Raw genomic sequence first — 16,389 nt, 5'->3', positions numbered from 1 at the left:
AGGGGCGCGGGGTGGCCGCCCCCGTTATGCCGGGCGCAGGCCCTGGTTGCCCACCGCCGTCACGAACGACGCCGCCGTGGCGATCGGGGCTCCCGGCGTCGTTACCGCCGGGACCGTCTTGAAGTCGGCGCGGGCCTCGTGCTCGCCCAGCGCGACCGTCACGTAGCCGCGGCGTCCGTTGTAGAACTTCAGGTGCGGGTTGGCCTGGGTGTACGTGCCCCAGTTCGCCGGCTTGTCGGCGCCGTCCTTGCCGCTGCTGATGGACGTGGCGACGATCTCCGTGCCGAGGGTCTTCGACGACGGGTCGTCGAAGTTGTCCTTGATGTCGAAGGCGTAGCCGACGTGGACGTCGCCGGTGAGCACCATCAGGTTGTCGACGCCGGCGGCCCTGGCCCCGGCGAGGACCCTCTGGCGCGAGGCGCGGTAGCCGTCCCACGCGTCCATGGACACCTTGGCGGCCGCGTTCAGGTCGAGCTTGCGCTGCGAGAAGGTGACCTGCTGCGGGACGACGTTCCACAGGGCGTGCGAGCGGCGCCAGCCGTCGATCAGCCACCGCTCCTGCGTGGCGCCGGTGATGGTGCGCGCCGGGTCGTCCGACTCGGGCCCGGGGACGTGGGAGCCGTCGCCGTACGCCTGGTTGGAGCGGTACTGGCGGGTGTCGAGGATGTCGAACTGGGCCAGCTTGCCCCAGGTCAGGCGCCGGTACATCTGGGCGTCGGGGCCCTGCGGGAGCTGCGGGCGGCGCAGGGGCTGGTTCTCCCAGTAGGCGCGGTACGCGGAGGCGCGGCGGAGCAGGAACTCGGCGGGCGGGCCGTCCTGTTCGTCGATGTCGTCCGCGTAGTTGTTCTCGGTCTCGTGGTCGTCCCAGGTGACGACGAAGGGGTGCGCGGCGTGCGCGGCCCGCAGGTCCGGGTCGGACTTGTAGAGCGCGTACCGCAGCCGGTAGTCCTCCAGCGTCACGGTCTCGCGGTTGAAGCGGGCGGGCAGTACGTCGCCGCCCGTGTAGCCGCGGACGCCGCCCGCGGCGTTCACGGCGTACTCGTAGAGGTAGTCGCCGAGGTGGAAGACGACGTCCACGGAGGGGTCGGCGGCGAGGTGCTTGTAGGCCGTGAAGTAGCCGTCGTGGTAGGCCTGGCAGGAGACCGCGGCGAGGGTGAGGGCCGAGGTGCGGGCGTGGGCGGAGGGCGCCGTGCGTGTCCGGCCGGTCCCGCTGACCCACTTACCGGCGCGGAAGCGGTAGTAGTAGACGCCGCCCGGCGCGAGGTGGTCGACCTCGACGTGGACGGAGTGGTTGAACTCGGGGTGCGCGGTGGCCGTGCCGCGTCTGACGACGCGCCGGAAGCGCTCGTCGTGCGCGAGCTCCCACTCGACGGAAATGCGCTGGGCGGGCAGTCCGCTGTCCGCCTCGTACGGGGACGGGGCCAGGCGCGTCCACAGCAGGACGGAGCCGGGCAGCGGGTCGCCGGAGGCCACGCCGAGCGTGAACGGGTCGGCGGTGATCTTCCGCGCGTCGAACTCGGCGGCGCTCGCGGTGCCCGCGGCCGGCAGGTTCGTGGCGAAGGCGAGCGCGGCGGCGGCGCCCGTGACGGTGAGGAAGCGGCGGCGGCCCAAGTGGCCCGCCGCGGCGCGCAGTTCGGGCGAGTGCTGGCTCGGATGGCGTCCTTCGGCTGTCATGTGGCCCTCCCCTGACGATTGTTGTCAGAGGAAATTGGAGTGCCGGGGGACGACCGTGGCCTGTCATGCGCACGGCTGCCACATGGCGGATGAGTGATCTCCGCGTAACCCCTTCTGCCGTACGCTCCGGGGCCATGAACGCTCAGAACAACGCCCCGGAACCGCACGAACCGACCGCCGTACCGACCGCCGTGGTGACCGGCGCGGGCTCCGGCATCGGCCGGGCCGTCGCCGTCGAGCTGCTCCGCGCGGGCTGGCAGGTGGCGCTCGCGGGCCGCCGCACCGAGACCCTCGACGCGACGGCGGCCCTCGCCCCCGAGGCCACGGCCAGGTCGCTCTCCGTACGGACCGACGTCTCGAGCCCCGAGGACGTAACCGCACTCTTCTCCGCCGTACGCGACCGGTTCGGCCACCTCGACCTGCTCTTCAACAACGCGGGTACGTTCGGGCCCGCGTCCCCGGTCGAGGACCTGGAGTACGACGCCTGGCGCCATGTCGTCGACACGAACCTCAACGGCGCTTTCCTGTGCGCGCAGGCGGCGTTCCGGCTGATGAAGGAGCAGGACCCGCAGGGCGGACGGATCATCAACAACGGCTCCATCTCGGCCCACACGCCGCGGCCGCGCTCGACCGCGTACACGACGACGAAGCACGCGCTGACCGGGCTGACGAAGTCGCTGTCCCTGGACGGGCGTCCGTACCGGATCGCGTGCGGCCAGATCGACATCGGCAACGCGGCGACCGACATGACGGAGCGCATGCAGACCGGGATCCTCCAGGCGAACGGAACGCTGGCGCCGGAGCCGGTGATGGATGTCGCGGACGTGGCGCGCACGGTGCGGCACATGGCCGAGCTGCCCCTGGAGGCGAACGTGCAGTTCGCGACGGTCCTGGCGACCAACATGCCGTACATCGGCCGCGGTTGAGGAATTAATCTCCACAAGCGGAATGGCACCTACCGGCCTAATTCAGGGCAGCGCGGCCCGTATGCTCGGGATCTCTCCACGAGAACTTCACATTCGGAGCACATCTTGCGCACACGTTCCACGGCCTCGGCCGCCCTGGCGGCCGGCGTCCTGTCGGCCTCCCTGCTCGCCGCGTCCCCGGCGTCCGCGGCCGCTCACCAGGGCGGTCTGCACCTGGGCTACATCCAGTACGACAGCCCCGGCAGCGACAACCGGTCGAACTCGTCGCTGAACGCGGAGTGGGTGAACATCCACAACAACACCCGCTCCGCGATCCAGCTCAAGGGCTACAAGCTCAAGGACAACACCGGCTACACGTACACGTTCGGCAGCTACAACATCGGCGCCGGCAAGACCGTCAAGGTCCGCACCGGCCAGGGCACCAACGCCTCCGGCGTGCGCTACTGGGGCCGCGGCTCGTACGTCTGGAACAACACCGGCGACAAGGCCCGCCTCATCAAGCCGAGCGGCACCCAGCTCGACTCCTGCTCGTGGGGTGACGGGCCCGGCGGGATCAGCTGCCACTGAGCCACTTCCGAGGGGGAAGGCGGGCAGCCGTTCCGCGGCCCGGGGCAGGGGGGACCTGCCGACGGGACCGCAGGAGGACCCGGGCCGCGCTGCGGCTGCCCGCGCTACGCTCCCCCGTCATGAACACCGACTCTCAAGCTGAAGTGCTGCGATACACCGCCTTCACCACGGACCCGGCGGGCGGCAATCCCGCCGGTGTCGTGCTCGACGCGCAAGCGCTCGACGACAAGGAGATGCTCGCCATCGCGGCGCGGCTCGGATACAGCGAGACGGCGTTCCTGACACCGGCGCCCGGCGGTGCGCAGCGTTCGTACACCGTGCGCTACTTCAGCCCCAAGGCCGAGGTCCCTTTCTGCGGACATGCCACCGTGGCGACGGGCGTGGCGCTCGGCGAGATCCACGGCCCCGCCGACTACCTCTTCGCCACGCAGGCCGGCGAGGTGCCGGTGACGGTCGCCCAGGGCGCCGACGGCACCCTGGGCGCGACGCTCACGAGCGTCGAGCCGCACATCACCGACGTGGCGCCCGAGGACCTGGCCGAGGCGCTCGCCGCGCTCGGCTGGCCTGCCGCCGACCTCGACCCGGCATTCCCGCCGCGCATCGCGTACGCGGGCGCCCGCCACCTCGTCCTCGCGGCCGCCACCCGCGCGCGGCTCGCGGACCTCTCCTACGACTTCGCGCGCCTCGAGGCCCTGATGCACCGCCTCGACCTCACCACGGTCCAACTGGTTTGGCGCGCCTCGGAGTTCGTCTTCCACGCCCGTGACCCGTTCCCGGTCGGCGGTGTCGTGGAGGACCCGGCGACGGGCGCCGCCGCGGCCGCGTTCGGCGCGTACGCGCGCGCACTCGGACTCGTCCCCTCCGAGGCGGTCCTCACCCTCCACCAGGGCGAGGACATGGGCCGCCCGGGCGAGCTGACGGTGACACTGCGCGAGGGCGACCCTCGGGTCCGGGTGAGCGGCGCGGCGGTGCGGATTCCCGGCTGACCGGGAGTGCCGACCGGGGAGTTAGGCCTGGCCGGTCTCGAAGCGGGTCACCTTGCCGCCCGCCACGACGAACTGCCACTTCGTCCGCATCTCGCCCCAGGCGTCGTTGCGGTAGAGGGCGGTCAGGGCCAGGCCGTGCGCGTACTCCTTCTCGATCTCCATGTGCCCGTGGGAGTCGAAGATCTCGCGGCCGGTCCACTCCTCGATGTCCCGGTCGGACCCGTCGTCGGACATGGTCGCGCCGGGCGCGAGGGCGGCACGGAAGGCCTCCCGGTCGTGGGCGTTCACCGCGGTGACGAAGGCCCGGACGGCCGGGTCGCTGAGCTTGGTTGTCTGGATGGGCATGACGCCGTCTCCTGCCTCTCCTTCCGGCGCTACGGTGCCGGACCTTCCGGTCGTTCGTCGCCGGGTCGGGACCCCGGCCGCACGGGGCCCGGGCCCCCGGCCCAGACTCACACCGCGGCCCGGGACCCGCCACCCGAACGGGCCCGCGTACCGGGTGCCGCGGCCCCGCCTGCCGGACCGTAGGACCATGACCTGTCACAAGACCTGTGTGGACCGCAAAGACCTGGGACTGCTCGTGCTGCGCGTGGGCACGGGCGGCGTGCTCGCCGCGCACGGAGCGCAGAAACTGCTCGGCTGGTTCGGCGGCGGTGGCCTGAGCGCCACAACCGCCGGGATGGAGGCCATGGGCTTCGCCCCGCCGAAGGCGAGCGCCCTGGCCGCCGGTGTCGGCGAGGCGGGCGGCGGCGTCCTGCTCGCCCTCGGCCTCGCCACCCCCGTCGGCGGGGCCGCCGCGGCGGGCACGATGGCCGGCGCGGTCGCGGTGCACGCGCCCAACGGCTTCTTCGCGCAGGGCGGCGGCTACGAGTACCCGGCCTTCCTCGGCTTCGTCGCGGCCGGACTCGCGGTGACCGGCGCGGGCCGCTACTCCCTCGACCATGCGCTCGGCCACGCCCTGGACCGGCACTGGATGGTCCCGGCCGCGCTCGTGGGCAGCGCCGCGGCGGCGCTCGCGGTCGTGGCGTCGCGCAACAGGCGGGTGGGCGGGCCGGGTCCGCAGCCGGGTCCGGGGGAGTATTCCCCGGACGCCATGGACGAGTAGCCCGTCCGTGGCAGGCTGCGGGTATGTCCGACACCACGCGGCCCAGCGCCCGGCACGATCTCACCCCGCCCACGTACGACAGCGTGTGGGAGACCGTCGACGGGCTGCACGCCTGGCTCGAATCGCACAACCGCCGCGGCGCGGACGAGGCCCTTCTGTTGCGGATGCTGAAGCTGTCGGAGGAGGTCGGCGAGGTCGCCCAGGCGGTCATCGGCGCGACAGGCCAGAACCCGCGTAAGGGCGAGAGCCACTCCTGGCAGGACGTCGAGGCGGAGCTCTGCGACGTCGTGGTGACGGCCCTGGTCGCCCTGCGCACGCTCACCCCTCAGGCCCCCGAAGTGCTGGCGGCGCATCTGCGCCGGGTGGCGGAGAGGTCGCTCACCTCGTGACCGTCCGGCTGAACGGCAGCTTCGGCGCCGGCCGGACCACCACGTCACAGGAGCTCGTCGCGCCGTACGCCGACGCGCTGCCCCGGCTGTCGCGCGCGGCGACCGTCGTCGGCACGACGGAGCGGGCGCCGGGTGACGTGGCGTCGCAGATCGCGGAGCGCACGGGCTGAAGCCCCTCGTGTCCGGCGGGGTTAGGCTCGGCGTGGATCGCGGTCCGGACGGCCGGGATCACGGATCAGGCGGCCGGGGTCAGGGATCACCGGCGCGGAAACGGGGGCCCGGCATGGGCAGGTTCGACGGCGGCGAGGTCATCGCGGTCAGCAGCAACGAGACGTACTCCTTCACGAAGCCGAACCGGGAGAGCATCACGCTGCTCGCCGGGCTCGGTGTCGAGGGCGACGTGCACGCGGGCGTCACGGTCAAGCACCGCTCCCGCGTCGCGAAGGACCCGACGCAGCCGAACCTGCGGCAGGTCCACCTGATGCACGACGAGCTGTTCGCCGAGGTCGCCGAGCAGGGTCACGACGTCGCTCCCGGCGACCTCGGGGAGAACGTCACGACGACCGGCATCGACCTCCTCGCACTCCCCGCGGGCACGCTCCTGCATCTGGGCGAGGGCGGCGCCGTCGTCGAGGTCACGGGCCTGCGCAACCCCTGCCTGCAGATCGATCACTTCCAGGACGGGCTGCTCAAGCGGGTCGTCGGGCGCGACGAGAGCGGGGCGGTCGTCCGCAAGGGCGGGATCATGAGCGTGGTGCGGACCGGCGGCGTGGTGCGCCCCGGCGACGCGATCCGCGTGGTCCTGCCGGCCGGGCCGCACGTCGCGCTGGAAGCCGTCTGATGATGCCCGAGCCGGAGATCCCCGTCGTCGCCCCGTACGACGCGGCCTGGCCGGAGCGGGGCCGCGCGCTGTGTGCCGAACTCGGCGCGGCGCTCGGCCCGATGGCCCTGCGGACGGAACACATCGGCAGCACGTCGATCCCCGGAATGGCGGCCAAGCCCGTCTACGACCTCCAGGTGAGCGTCGCCGACCTCGACGAGGCGGAGGCCGCCTTCGCGGGCCCCCTCGCGGACCTGGGCTTCCGACTCTCCCCCTACCGCCGGGACCACGTCCCGGCGGGCCGGGACGATGTACCGACCCGCTGGGCCAAGCGCTTCTGGTCCCGGCGCGGCACACCCGCCGAGCCGGTCAACCTGCACGTACGCCTCGCCGGCTCCCCCAACGAACGCCTGGCCCTGCTCTTCCGCGACTGGTTCCGCACCCACCCGGAGGCGATCACGGCCTACGCCCACTTCAAGTACGCCCTCGCCTCCCGGGTCGCCGACACCGGCACCTACGCCGACGTGAAGGACCCGGTGGTCGACCTGGTGGTGGCGGTCGCGGAACCCTGGGCGGCCGAGACGGGGTGGACGGCGGATCCCGGCACCTGATCCCAACTCCCCCTGGCTGCCCGGTGACTTCCCGGTGAACGGATACGATCGCGGGCACCGCACCGGGATGTCCGAGGAAATGGGGAGTCGGCCGTGGAGCAACCGCCGCGTCTGGGCGTCGCGATCGTGACGATGGGCAACAGGCCCAGGGAGGTGGACGCCCTCCTGGCGGCGGTGGCGAAACAGGACGTGCCGCCGACGCGGGTCGTCCTCGTCGGCAACGGCTCGCCGCTGCCCGACTTCACCGGCTCCGGCCTGCCCTTCACCGTCACGACCGTCGAACTCGACGACAACCTCGGCTGCCCCGGCGGCCGCAACGTCGCCCTGGCGCGGCTGCGTGACTTCGGCGACGTGGACGTGGCGGTCGAGCTCGACGACGACGGACTCCTCGTCGACGCGGACGTCTTCCGTACCGTCCGCGACCTGTACGCCGGCGACCAGCGCCTCGGCATCGTCGGCTTCCGCATCGCGGACGAGCACGGCGAGACGCAGCGCCGCCACGTGCCGCGGCTGCGCGCGAAGGACCCGATGCGGGGCGGTGAGGTGACGGCGTTCCTCGGCGGCGGCCACGCGTTCTCGATGCGGATGCTTGCCGAGACCGGCGACTGGCCCGCCGACTTCTTCTTCACGCACGAGGAGACCGACCTCGCCTGGCGCGCCCTCGACGCCGGCTGGAAGGTCGTCTACGAGCCGTCGCTCCTGCTCCAGCACCCCAAGACCTCGCCCGCCCGGCACGCCGTCTACCACCGCATGACGGCCCGCAACCGCGTCTGGCTGGCCCGCCGCCGGCTCCCGCTCCCCCTGATCCCGCTCTACCTCGGCACCTGGACCCTCCTCACGCTCGCCCGTACCCGGTCCGCCGGGGGCCTGCGCGCGTGGGCGGGCGGCTTCGTGGAGGGCGTCCGTACGCCGTGCGGAGGCCGGCGGCCGATGCGCTGGCGCACCGCGTGGCGCATGACGCGGCTCGGTCGGCCGCCGGTGATCTGAGCCGGATCGCAAGCGGCGGGGCGGGACGTGGTGCGTCGGGAGCCCGACAGGCGCACCCTGGTAATAGCAGTCCCGGAGGTGATCACGATGTCGGCACAGACCGCTGTCGGATGGCATGTAGAGCTGGAATTCGAGGAAGACACACACCGCACGCGCGCCGCCGCGCTCGTCCGGCTCCCCGACGGGAGCGAGGTACGGGCCCATGGCTACGCGAGCCGCCACCCCTCCGACACGAACCAGCCGCGGGTCGGCGAGGAGGTCGCGGGAGCGAGGGCGCTCAACGAGCTGGCGATGAAGATGCTGACGAAGGCGCACGACGAGATCGACGAGGCGTCGGGCCGGACGTCGCACGCGTTGCGGTGAGTGAGTAAGCACAGGCCAAGGACCTGGCAGGCAGACGAGTCGGGCTGTACGCCGGGTTTTGTCGCCCGGTCGCCTCGCGGCGGCCGGGGAGACGGCCATCCATCTAGGACCGGCGTTGCCGCCGGCCTCGTGCGGTCTACCCGCGGACTCGGGCGGGCAGCCCTCGAACGTCCGCGCAGAGCCACCTCTTCTTGCGAGGAAGCGGCTCCTTTTGACCTTGCTCCAGGTGGGGTTTACCTAGCCGCCTGAGTCACCTCAGGCGCTGGTGGTCTCTTACACCACCGTTTCACCCTTACCGAGGGCCTTGCGGTCCCCGGCGGTCTGTTTTCTGTGGCACTGTCCCGCGGGTCACCCCGGGTGGCCGTTAGCCACCACCTTGCCCTGTGGAGCCCGGACGTTCCTCGGGAAAACCCTGGTGAAAGGGTCCTCACGCGGCCGTCCGCCCGGCTCGTCTGCCGTGCCGACCATGCTACCCGGCGCTCAGGCCGGGGCGAACTGAACCTTCGCCGCCCCGGGGTCGGCCTGCGTCAGCCGTACCCGCAGCCGCTCCCCCAGCGGCAGCGGACCCGTACCGCCCTCGATGCGGGCGACCACCGCGGGGTCGGTCAACTGGACGGTGCCGACGGCCGGTTCGTGGTCCTTCACGTCGACGACGCACGCCTCGAAGATGTCGCCGATCCGGTCCTTGAGGAGCGCCGCCTCGACGATGTCGACGCAGCCGCGCTCGACGGCGTTGGCCCGGCGCGTACCGTCCGCCATCTCCTGCGGCAGGCCGGGCAGCGCGGCGAGTACCCACTCGGGGGGCGGGGTGCCTGCGCAGGCGGCCAGGCACAGTTCGCAGGCGTAGCGGTCGGCGAGGCGGCGCAGCGGGGCCGTGCAGTGGGCGTAGGGCGCGGCGACCGCGGCGTGGACGGTGAGGTCGGGGAGCGTGCCGCCGCTGAACACGGTGTAGCCGGCGCCGCGCAGGAGCGTCGTGCACTCCTGGAGGAAGGCGGCATGGTGCGGCTTCCTCGGGTCGAGGGAACGGATGAGCTGGGCGTACGGGACGTGGTGCGGCCAGTCGATGCGCAGGGCGAGGGCCGTGCGGCGCAGGCGGCCGACGGCGCCGTCGGGGGCGGCGGGCAGGGTGCGCAGGATGCCGGTCCCGGCGGCGAGCATGAGGTCGGCGGCGGCCATGCCGGTGAGCAGGGAGATCTGGGCGTTCCAGCCGTCGGCGGGGAGCGGGGCGCGGTAGCCGAGCTGGTAGCGGCCGTCGCGTTCGGTGATCTCCTGTTCCGGGACGTTGAGGGAGATGCCGCCGCGCTCCGTCTCGAGCTGTTCGCGCAGGCGCCCGATGTCGCGCAGCAGCGCTACGGGTTCCTCGGCGGTGCCGTCGTCGATGGCCCGCTGCACACCTTCGTAGTCGAGCTTGGCGCGGCTGCGGACGGTGGCGCGGGCCACGTCGGTGGCGACGGTGCGCCCCTCGGCGTCGAGGTCGAGGGTCCACAGGACGGCGGGGCAGGTCTGGTCGGGGAGCAGGCTGGCGGCGCCCTCGCTGAGCACGGTGGGGTGCAGCGGGACCTTTTCGTCGGGGAAGTAGAGCGTGGTGACGCGGCGGTGGGCCTCGGTGTCGAGGGGGCCGCCGGGCCTGACGTGGGCGGCGACGTCGGCGATGGCGTAGCGGACCCGGTAGCCGCCGTCGCGGCGCGAGAGGTGCATCGCCTGGTCGAGGTCGAGGGAGGTCGGCGGGTCGATCGTGAAGAAGGGGATGTCGGTGGCGTCCCTGCCGCCCGGTTCCGGCGGGTGCGGGGCCGCCGCGGCCCGTTCCGCCTCCGCGAGGGCGTCGGCCGGAAAGGCCCCGGGGACGTCCAGGGTCGTACGCAGTTCACGCAGTGCGGCACGCAGCGGGGCCTCGGCTGCGCCGGTCACACGGAGATGACGGCGGGGCATGCACCGAGCGTAGGACGGCGCGGGGACGTCGGCACCCCGTGACCGTGGCCCCCAGGACCGTGGCGCCTCGGCATCCGCGGCGCCCCGTGTTCCCCGGCACCCCCTTCTCTTCCGTACGCTTTCGCTGGGGCCGCACCCCCTGTTCCGCATCACTGTCCCGAGGAGTCCGATCGTGCTCGTGCTGCTGCCGCCGTCCGAAGGCAAGGCCCCGTCGGGCCGCGGCGCCCCGCTGAAGCCTGAGTCGCTGTCCCTGGCGGGGCTCGCCGGGGCGCGGCAGGCCGTGCTCGACGAGCTGGTCGAGCTGTGTGCCGCCGACGAGGACAAGGCGCGCGAGGTGCTCGGTCTCAGCGAGGGGCTGCGCGGCGAGATCGCGAAGAACGTGGAGCTGCGCACCGCGGGCGCGCGCCCGGCCGGTGAGATCTACACGGGGGTCCTCTACGACGCGCTCGGTCTCGCCACCCTGGACGCGGCGGCGAAGCGCCGGGCGACGCGTTCGCTGCTGGTGTTCTCGGGCCTGTGGGGCGCGGTGCGGGTGAGCGACCGGATTCCGTCGTACCGCTGCTCGATGGGTGTGAAGCTGCCGGGGCTCGGGGCGCTCGGCGCGCACTGGCGCGGGCCGATGGCCGAGGTCCTTCCTGAGGCGGCCGGGGACGGGCTCGTGCTCGACCTGAGGTCGTCCGCGTACACGAGTGCGTGGAAGCCGAAGGGGGAGGTCGCTGGGCGTACGGCGACGGTGCGGGTGCTGCACGCGCAGACGGATCCGGTGACCGGCGTGGAGAAGCGTTCGGTCGTGTCGCACTTCAACAAGGCGACGAAGGGCCGGATCGTGCGCAAGCTCCTGGAGACCGGCACCACGCCGGCGGACCCCGCCGAGCTGGTCGAGGCGCTGCGGGATCTCGGCCATGTGGTGGAGGCGCAGGCGCCCGCGAAGGCGGGGACGGCGTGGGCGCTCGACGTGGTGGTGACGCAGATCCACTGAGCACCCGCCCGAGTCCGTTGCAGCATGCGCAACGCCCTTTGCGCATGCTGCGCAGCACGGGGCAGGATGGCCCCATGACTGATTCCTCCGTGCTCGATCTCGCCCCTGTCGTACCCGTCGTCGTCGTGGAGGACGTCGCCGACGCCGTGCCGCTCGCGCGGGCACTCGTCGCGGGCGGTCTGCGGGCGATCGAGGTGACGCTGCGGACGCCGGCCGCGCTGGACGCGATCCGCGCCGTCGCGGACGAGGTGCCGGACGCCGTCGTCGGCGCGGGCACGGTCATCTCACCGCAGAACGTCGCCGACTCCGTCGCGGCCGGAGCGCGCTTCCTGGTCAGCCCCGGCTGGACCGACACGCTGCTCGACGCGATGAAGAAGTCCGGCGTGCCGTTCCTGCCGGGCGTCTCCACGACGTCGGAGGTCGTGGCGCTCCTGGAGCGCGGGGTGAGCGAGATGAAGTTCTTCCCCGCGGAGGCCGCGGGCGGTGTGCCGTACCTGAAGTCGCTGGCCGGTCCGCTGCCGCAGGCGCGGTTCTGCCCGACCGGCGGGGTCTCCCTCGGCTCGGCGCCCTCGTACCTGGCGCTCAAGAACGTCGGCTGTGTGGGCGGCAGTTGGATGCTTCCCGCGGACGCGGTCGCGGCGAAGGACTGGGCGCGGATCGAGACGCTGGCCCGCGAAGCGGCCGGCCTCAAGTAGCCCGGACGTCAGCGCGGCAGTCCGGGCCTCAGCGCAAGCAGCCCGGACGTCAGCGCAGGTGCGCCGTCTCGTTGAGAAGGCGCACGCTCGCGTTGCCGTCCCCGTAGTACGCGACCGCCGAGAGCGACGCCGCCGAGAGTTCCATCCGGAACAGTGACTCCGGTGGCGCGCCGAGCGCGAGCCGTACGAGCGTCTTGATCGGCGTGACGTGCGTGACCAGGAGGACCGTGCGTCCCGCGTACTGTCCGACGAGCCGGTCCCGCGTCGCGGCGACCCGGCGGGCGACCGCCGCGAAGCTCTCGCCGCCCCCGGTCGGTTCGGCCTTCGACGAGGCCAGCCAGGCGTTCATGTCGTCCGGGAAGCGCTCGCGGACCTCCCCGAAGGTCATGCCCTCCCACGCACCGAAGTCCGTCTCGCGCAGGCCCTCTTCGATGTGGACGTCGAGCCCGAGGCGCGCGGCGACGGTCCGCGCCGTCTCCTGGCACCGCTTGAGCGGCGACGAGACGATCGCCTGGACGGTGCCGCGCGCGGCGAGCGCTGCGGCGACCCGCTCGGCCTGCGCGCGTCCCGCCGCGGACAGCTCGGGGTCGGCGCCGCCGGAGCCGGAGAACCGCTTCTCGGGCGTGAGCGCGGTCTCGCCGTGCCGCAGGAGCACGAAGGTGGCGGGCGCCCCGAGATCGGGCGCCGCCGACCAGCCCTGGGACGCGGTGCTCGCCACGTTCCCCGCGGCCCGCGCGTCCGCGTTCCCCCGCGCTCCCGCGAGCGCGGCCCGCGCCTTCGCCGCCCCGGCCGCCGCGTCCCCGGGCGGGGCTCCCCGGTCCGGCTGGGGTCGCGACGTGTCCAGCTCGGCGGTCGAGCGCGAGGGCTCCCACTGCTTGCCCCGCTTGCCCGCGTCCATCGCCTCGTTGGCGAGCCGGTCCGCGTGCTTGTTCCGCTCGCGCGGGATCCACTCGTACGTCACCTGCGACGCCGGCAGCACGGTCGCCGCCTCGGCGGCGAGGGGCTTCATGTCGGGGTGCTTGATCTTCCAGCGGCCCGACATCTGCTCGACGACGAGCTTGGAGTCCATCCGGACGTGCACCGAGGCCTGCGGGTCGAGGGCGTGCGCGGCGCGCAGGCCGGCCACGAGTCCCCGGTACTCGGCGACGTTGTTCGTGGCGACGCCGATGTACTCGGCGGCCTCCGCGAGGGTCTCCCCCGTCACCGCGTCGATGACGACCGAGCCGTAGCCCGCGGGCCCCGGGTTGCCCCGGGAACCGCCGTCGGCCTCGACGATGAACTCCCGCACCACGAAGGCTCCTACAGGCCGGACTCGGACGTGCGCACCAGGATCCGGTGGCAGTTCTCGCAGCGCACCACGGAGTCGGGCGCCGCGGCCCGCACCTCGTTCAGCTCGGTGATGTTCAGCTCCAGCTGGCAGCCCTCGCAGCGGCGCTGGTAGAGGCGGGCCGCACCGACGCCGCCCTCCTTGATGCGCAGCTTGTCGTAGAGCTTCAGCAGGTCGTCGGGGACGGAGCCGGCGACGATCCCGCGCTCCTTCGTGGCCGTGGCCGTCTCACCGTCGAGCTCCTCGAAGGAGGCGTCGCGGCGGGCCGTCGCGTCGTCGATCTTGCCCTGGACGGAGGCGACCCGGCCGGTGAGCTCCTCGAAGCGCTCCTGCGCGGACTCGCGGCGCTCCATGACCTCGAGGACGACGTCCTCCAGGTCACCCTGGCGCTTGGCGAGCGAGGCGATCTCCCGCTGGAGGTTCTCCAGGTCCTTGGGGGACGTGACGGCGCCGGAGTCCAGGCGCTGCTGGTCACGGGCGGCACGCTGGCGGACCTGGTCGACGTCCTGCTCGGCCTTGGTCTGCTCGCGGGCGCAGTCACTCTCCTCGGTCTGCGCGGCGACGTGCAGGTCGCGCAGCTGCGTGAGGTCCTTGTTCAGCGACTCGATCTCGGCGTGCTCGGGCAGCGACTTGCGCTTGTGCGCGAGTTGCGACAGTCGTACGTCCAGGGCCTGGACGTCGAGAAGTCGGATCTGGTCGGCGGGCGCGGCGTTCAGTTGGGGGCTCCAGTTGGGATCGGTGTGGCGTTGGACGCCGCGTGGGCGGTCCAGGGGTCGGTGACCGTCTTCGAGACGTGGACGCGAAGTCCCCATCCGTTGCGGTCGGAGATCTCGTCGAGCTGGGCTGCGGCCAGCTCGCACCAGGGCTGCTCGGTGGCCCAGTGGGCGGCGTCGAGCAGCGCCAGCGGGCTCTGTTCGCGCGCCTCGGAGGCGGGGTGGTGGCGCAGGTCCGCGGTCAGGAAGGCGTCGACGCCCGCGGCGCGCACGTCGGCGAAGAGGCTGTCGCCGGAGCCGCCGCTGACGGCGATCGTGCGGATCGTCGCGTCGAGGTCGCCCGAGACGCGAATGCCCTGCGCGGTGGCGGGCAGCCGGTCGGCGGCGAGGCCGACCAGTTCGCGCAGGGTGACGGGGGGTTCGACTTCGCAGATCCGGCCGAGTCCGCGGCGGCCCGCGGGGTCGGTCGGGTCCGGTACGAGGGGTCCGGTGACGCGGAGGTCGAGGGCTCCCGCGAGTGCGTCGGAGACGCCCGGGTCGGCACGGTCGGCGTTGGTGTGCGCGACGTGCAGCGCGACGTCGTTCTTGATCAGGGTGTGGACGACGCGGCCCTTGAAGGTGGTGGCGGCGACGGTCGTCGTGCCGCGCAGATAGAGCGGGTGGTGCGTGACCAGGAGGTCCGCGCCCAGCTTCACCGCCTCGTCGACGGTCTCCTGGACGGGGTCCACGGCGAACAGGACCCGGGAGGCCTCGGCGTCGGGGTCGCCGGCGACCGTGCCGACCGCGTCCCACGACTCGGCCCGCTCGGGGGGCCACAGCTTCTCGAGCGCGGCGATGACTTCAGACAGACGGGGCACGGTGAAAGGCTACCTTCCCTCCATGCCCCGTCGGCCCTGGCTCATGTACGGCCGCGGCCGGGGGCGGTACGGGCTCACGTACCGCTACCGGCCACCGACAGTCGGCTACTTGACGAGGTAGCCGTGCAGGTCGTCGAGGACCAGGTTCGCGGCCGTGACGCCGAGCCCCAGGTACCAGGTCTCGTCCGGAACGTCCTTGGCCTGTCCGCTCTTCACCGCGCCGAGCTTCTTCCACAGCGGGTTGCCCTCGGCGGTGGCGCGGTCCGTCTTCTTCGCGTCGCCGTAGACACCGGTGAAGATCCAGTCGGCGTCGGCCTGGTCGATCTTCTCCGGGCTGACCTCCGTGGCGAGGTCCACGACCTGCTGGTTCTTGGGGCGCGGAATGCCGGCGTCGTCGAGGATCGTGCCGATGAAGGACGCCTTCGCGTAGAGGCGGATCATGCCGGGCATGTAGCGCAGCATCGTGACGGTGGGCTTCTTCTCGCCGATGTCGTCGCCGAGCTTCTTCGCCTTCATCTCGTACGCGGCGAGGTTCGCCTTGGCCTCGGCGGTCTTGTCGAGGGCGGACGCGTTGAGGAGGTAGTTCTCCTTCCACGTGAAGCCGGGGCGGATGGAGAAGACCGTCGGGGCGATCTTGGAGAGCTGCGGGTAGAGCTTGGCGGCGCGCAGCTCGCTGCCGAGGATCAGGTCGGGGTGGAGATTGGCGATCGCCTCGAGGTTGAGGGAGTTGATCGTGCCGACGTCCTTGGGGGTGCCCGCCGTCTTCTTCAGGTAGGACGGGACGCCGTCGTCGCCCTCGGTGGGGGCGTAGCCGACGGGCTTGACGCCGAGGGACGCGACGTTGTCGAGCTCGCCGACGTCGAGGACGACGACCCGCTTGGGCTGCGCCTTTATCTCGGTCTTGCCCATGGCGTGCTCGATGGTGCGCGGGAACTGGCCGGCCTTGGCGGTCGTGCCCATCTTCGCGGTCTGCGAGGCCGCCTTGGCGAAGTCCTCGCCGCCCTGGGCGACGGCCTTGGAGCCGCTGCCGTTGTCGGACTTGCCGGATCCGGAGTCCGAGTCCCCGGAACCGCAGGCCGCGAGCGACAGGGCGGCGGCCACGGCGAGGGCTACGGCGGCGGTGCCGCGGGTGCGAGGACTTGTTCGCAGGGCCATGGGTGTTCCAGCTCCGAACTTCGTGGCGTGAGGCCGCCTCAGATGTGGTTAGGCAAACCTAACATCAGGCACTTCTGGACGTGCCAGCACATCCGACCCACCCCTTTCAGGCAGATACGGACATGGCCACCCTTTGGTGTGAAACCTGAGCGGCGAGTGCCACGGCAGCGCGTGCGAAAACTAGCTTCGGCTCGGACGAACCGGAGGTGAGTGATCCCATGACGGCCTTGGCGATCGAGCCCACGACGGAGCTGGAGAGCGGACCGGGCCCGGCACGCGGACCGGCCCCGGACAGCGGAAACGATC

19 protein-coding genes and 1 other RNA gene are annotated in these 16,389 nt (G+C 72.4%); 12 read left to right on the top strand and 8 right to left on the bottom strand.

Features of this window, described 5'->3' with window-relative positions; genetic code table 11:
- Positions 1-24 precede the first annotated feature (24 nt).
- A complete protein-coding gene (locus OG758_RS33065) occupies positions 25-1,674 on the bottom strand; it encodes an alkaline phosphatase D family protein (RefSeq protein WP_326713271.1) in 1,650 nt (549 codons plus the stop codon).
- A gap of 134 nt (positions 1,675-1,808) precedes the next feature.
- Here OG758_RS33065 and OG758_RS33060 point away from each other — a divergent pair, with 134 nt between their 5' ends.
- From OG758_RS33060 to OG758_RS33050, 3 genes are all read left to right on the top strand, one after another.
- Entirely contained in the window at positions 1,809-2,600 is a 792-nt protein-coding gene (locus OG758_RS33060) for an SDR family oxidoreductase (protein WP_326713270.1), read from the top strand.
- A gap of 105 nt (positions 2,601-2,705) precedes the next feature.
- On the top strand, positions 2,706-3,167 hold the full coding sequence (locus OG758_RS33055; RefSeq protein WP_326713269.1) for a lamin tail domain-containing protein: 462 nt from the start codon (positions 2,706-2,708) through the stop codon (positions 3,165-3,167).
- A gap of 119 nt (positions 3,168-3,286) precedes the next feature.
- Positions 3,287-4,153 carry a PhzF family phenazine biosynthesis protein gene (locus OG758_RS33050; protein WP_326713268.1) on the top strand — a complete coding sequence of 289 codons (867 nt, stop codon included), beginning with the start codon at positions 3,287-3,289 and terminating at the stop codon, positions 4,151-4,153.
- Positions 4,154-4,174: 21 nt separating this feature from the next.
- On the opposite strand, the gene OG758_RS33045 is transcribed toward OG758_RS33050, so the two are convergent.
- Complete coding sequence (locus OG758_RS33045; protein ID WP_266564867.1) at positions 4,175-4,498, bottom strand: nuclear transport factor 2 family protein; 324 nt, start codon at positions 4,496-4,498, stop codon at positions 4,175-4,177.
- A 187-nt stretch (positions 4,499-4,685) separates the two neighbouring features.
- On the opposite strand from OG758_RS33045, the gene OG758_RS33040 reads away from it, so the two are divergent.
- The 7 genes from OG758_RS33040 (at position 4,686) to OG758_RS33010 (ending at position 8,428) form a co-directional block, all read left to right on the top strand.
- The gene (locus tag OG758_RS33040) at positions 4,686-5,258 is read left to right on the top strand and encodes a DoxX family protein (RefSeq protein ID WP_326713267.1); all 573 of its coding nucleotides are present in this window, start codon (positions 4,686-4,688) and stop codon (positions 5,256-5,258) included.
- A gap of 23 nt (positions 5,259-5,281) precedes the next feature.
- The gene (locus OG758_RS33035) at positions 5,282-5,647 is read left to right on the top strand and encodes a MazG-like family protein (RefSeq protein ID WP_326713266.1); all 366 of its coding nucleotides are present in this window, start codon (positions 5,282-5,284) and stop codon (positions 5,645-5,647) included.
- Positions 5,644-5,817 (top strand): hypothetical protein, encoded by a 174-nt coding sequence (locus tag OG758_RS33030; RefSeq protein WP_326713265.1) that lies wholly within the window; start codon positions 5,644-5,646, stop codon positions 5,815-5,817. Before OG758_RS33035 ends, OG758_RS33030 begins: the two co-directional genes overlap by 4 nt.
- A 113-nt stretch (positions 5,818-5,930) precedes the next feature.
- Entirely contained in the window at positions 5,931-6,488 is a 558-nt protein-coding gene (locus OG758_RS33025; protein WP_326713264.1) for an MOSC domain-containing protein, read from the top strand.
- Complete coding sequence (locus tag OG758_RS33020) at positions 6,488-7,078, top strand: GrpB family protein (protein ID WP_326713263.1); 591 nt, start codon at positions 6,488-6,490, stop codon at positions 7,076-7,078. Before OG758_RS33025 ends, OG758_RS33020 begins: the two co-directional genes overlap by 1 nt.
- Before the next feature lie 132 nt (positions 7,079-7,210).
- Complete coding sequence (locus OG758_RS33015; protein ID WP_372563511.1) at positions 7,211-8,065, top strand: glycosyltransferase family 2 protein; 855 nt, start codon at positions 7,211-7,213, stop codon at positions 8,063-8,065.
- A gap of 87 nt (positions 8,066-8,152) precedes the next feature.
- Positions 8,153-8,428, top strand: coding sequence for a DUF1876 domain-containing protein (locus OG758_RS33010; RefSeq protein WP_326713261.1), 276 nt, complete (start codon positions 8,153-8,155; stop codon positions 8,426-8,428).
- Positions 8,429-8,459: 31 nt separating this feature from the next.
- On the opposite strand, the gene rnpB is transcribed toward OG758_RS33010, so the two are convergent.
- Together rnpB and OG758_RS33000 are read right to left on the bottom strand one after the other, a co-directional pair.
- Positions 8,460-8,879: RNase P RNA component class A (gene rnpB / locus OG758_RS33005), an RNA gene on the bottom strand.
- 29 nt (positions 8,880-8,908) lie between these two features.
- A complete protein-coding gene (locus OG758_RS33000; RefSeq protein WP_326713260.1) occupies positions 8,909-10,357 on the bottom strand; it encodes an RNB domain-containing ribonuclease in 1,449 nt (482 codons plus the stop codon).
- Positions 10,358-10,529: 172 nt separating this feature from the next.
- Between OG758_RS33000 and yaaA the strand changes: the two genes are divergently transcribed.
- Positions 10,530-11,336 (top strand): peroxide stress protein YaaA, encoded by an 807-nt coding sequence (gene yaaA / locus OG758_RS32995; RefSeq protein WP_326713259.1) that lies wholly within the window; start codon positions 10,530-10,532, stop codon positions 11,334-11,336.
- Positions 11,337-11,410: 74 nt separating this feature from the next.
- Positions 11,411-12,031: a bifunctional 4-hydroxy-2-oxoglutarate aldolase/2-dehydro-3-deoxy-phosphogluconate aldolase gene (gene eda / locus OG758_RS32990; protein WP_326713258.1), complete on the top strand. Its 621-nt coding sequence runs from the start codon at positions 11,411-11,413 to the stop codon at positions 12,029-12,031.
- A gap of 49 nt (positions 12,032-12,080) precedes the next feature.
- On the opposite strand, the gene OG758_RS32985 is transcribed toward eda, so the two are convergent.
- The 4 genes from OG758_RS32985 to OG758_RS32970 all read right to left on the bottom strand — a co-directional run bounded on the left by OG758_RS32985 (position 12,081) and on the right by OG758_RS32970 (position 16,083).
- Positions 12,081-13,322 (bottom strand): bifunctional RNase H/acid phosphatase, encoded by a 1,242-nt coding sequence (locus OG758_RS32985; protein WP_326713257.1) that lies wholly within the window; start codon positions 13,320-13,322, stop codon positions 12,081-12,083.
- Positions 13,323-13,330: 8 nt separating this feature from the next.
- Complete coding sequence (locus OG758_RS32980) at positions 13,331-14,074, bottom strand: zinc ribbon domain-containing protein (RefSeq protein ID WP_326716114.1); 744 nt, start codon at positions 14,072-14,074, stop codon at positions 13,331-13,333.
- Positions 14,071-14,928 carry a Nif3-like dinuclear metal center hexameric protein gene (locus tag OG758_RS32975; RefSeq protein ID WP_326713256.1) on the bottom strand — a complete coding sequence of 286 codons (858 nt, stop codon included), beginning with the start codon at positions 14,926-14,928 and terminating at the stop codon, positions 14,071-14,073. The genes OG758_RS32980 and OG758_RS32975 overlap by 4 nt, the downstream gene beginning before the upstream one ends.
- Before the next feature lie 105 nt (positions 14,929-15,033).
- Complete coding sequence (locus tag OG758_RS32970; protein ID WP_326713255.1) at positions 15,034-16,083, bottom strand: ABC transporter substrate-binding protein; 1,050 nt, start codon at positions 16,081-16,083, stop codon at positions 15,034-15,036.
- Positions 16,084-16,389: the final 306 nt, after the last annotated feature.

The sequence above is a fragment of the Streptomyces sp. NBC_01474 genome, from assembly GCF_035918215.1.
GTDB classification, from domain to species: domain Bacteria; phylum Actinomycetota; class Actinomycetes; order Streptomycetales; family Streptomycetaceae; genus Streptomyces; species Streptomyces aureus.
This window is presented reverse-complemented; position numbering and strand designations above follow the sequence as displayed.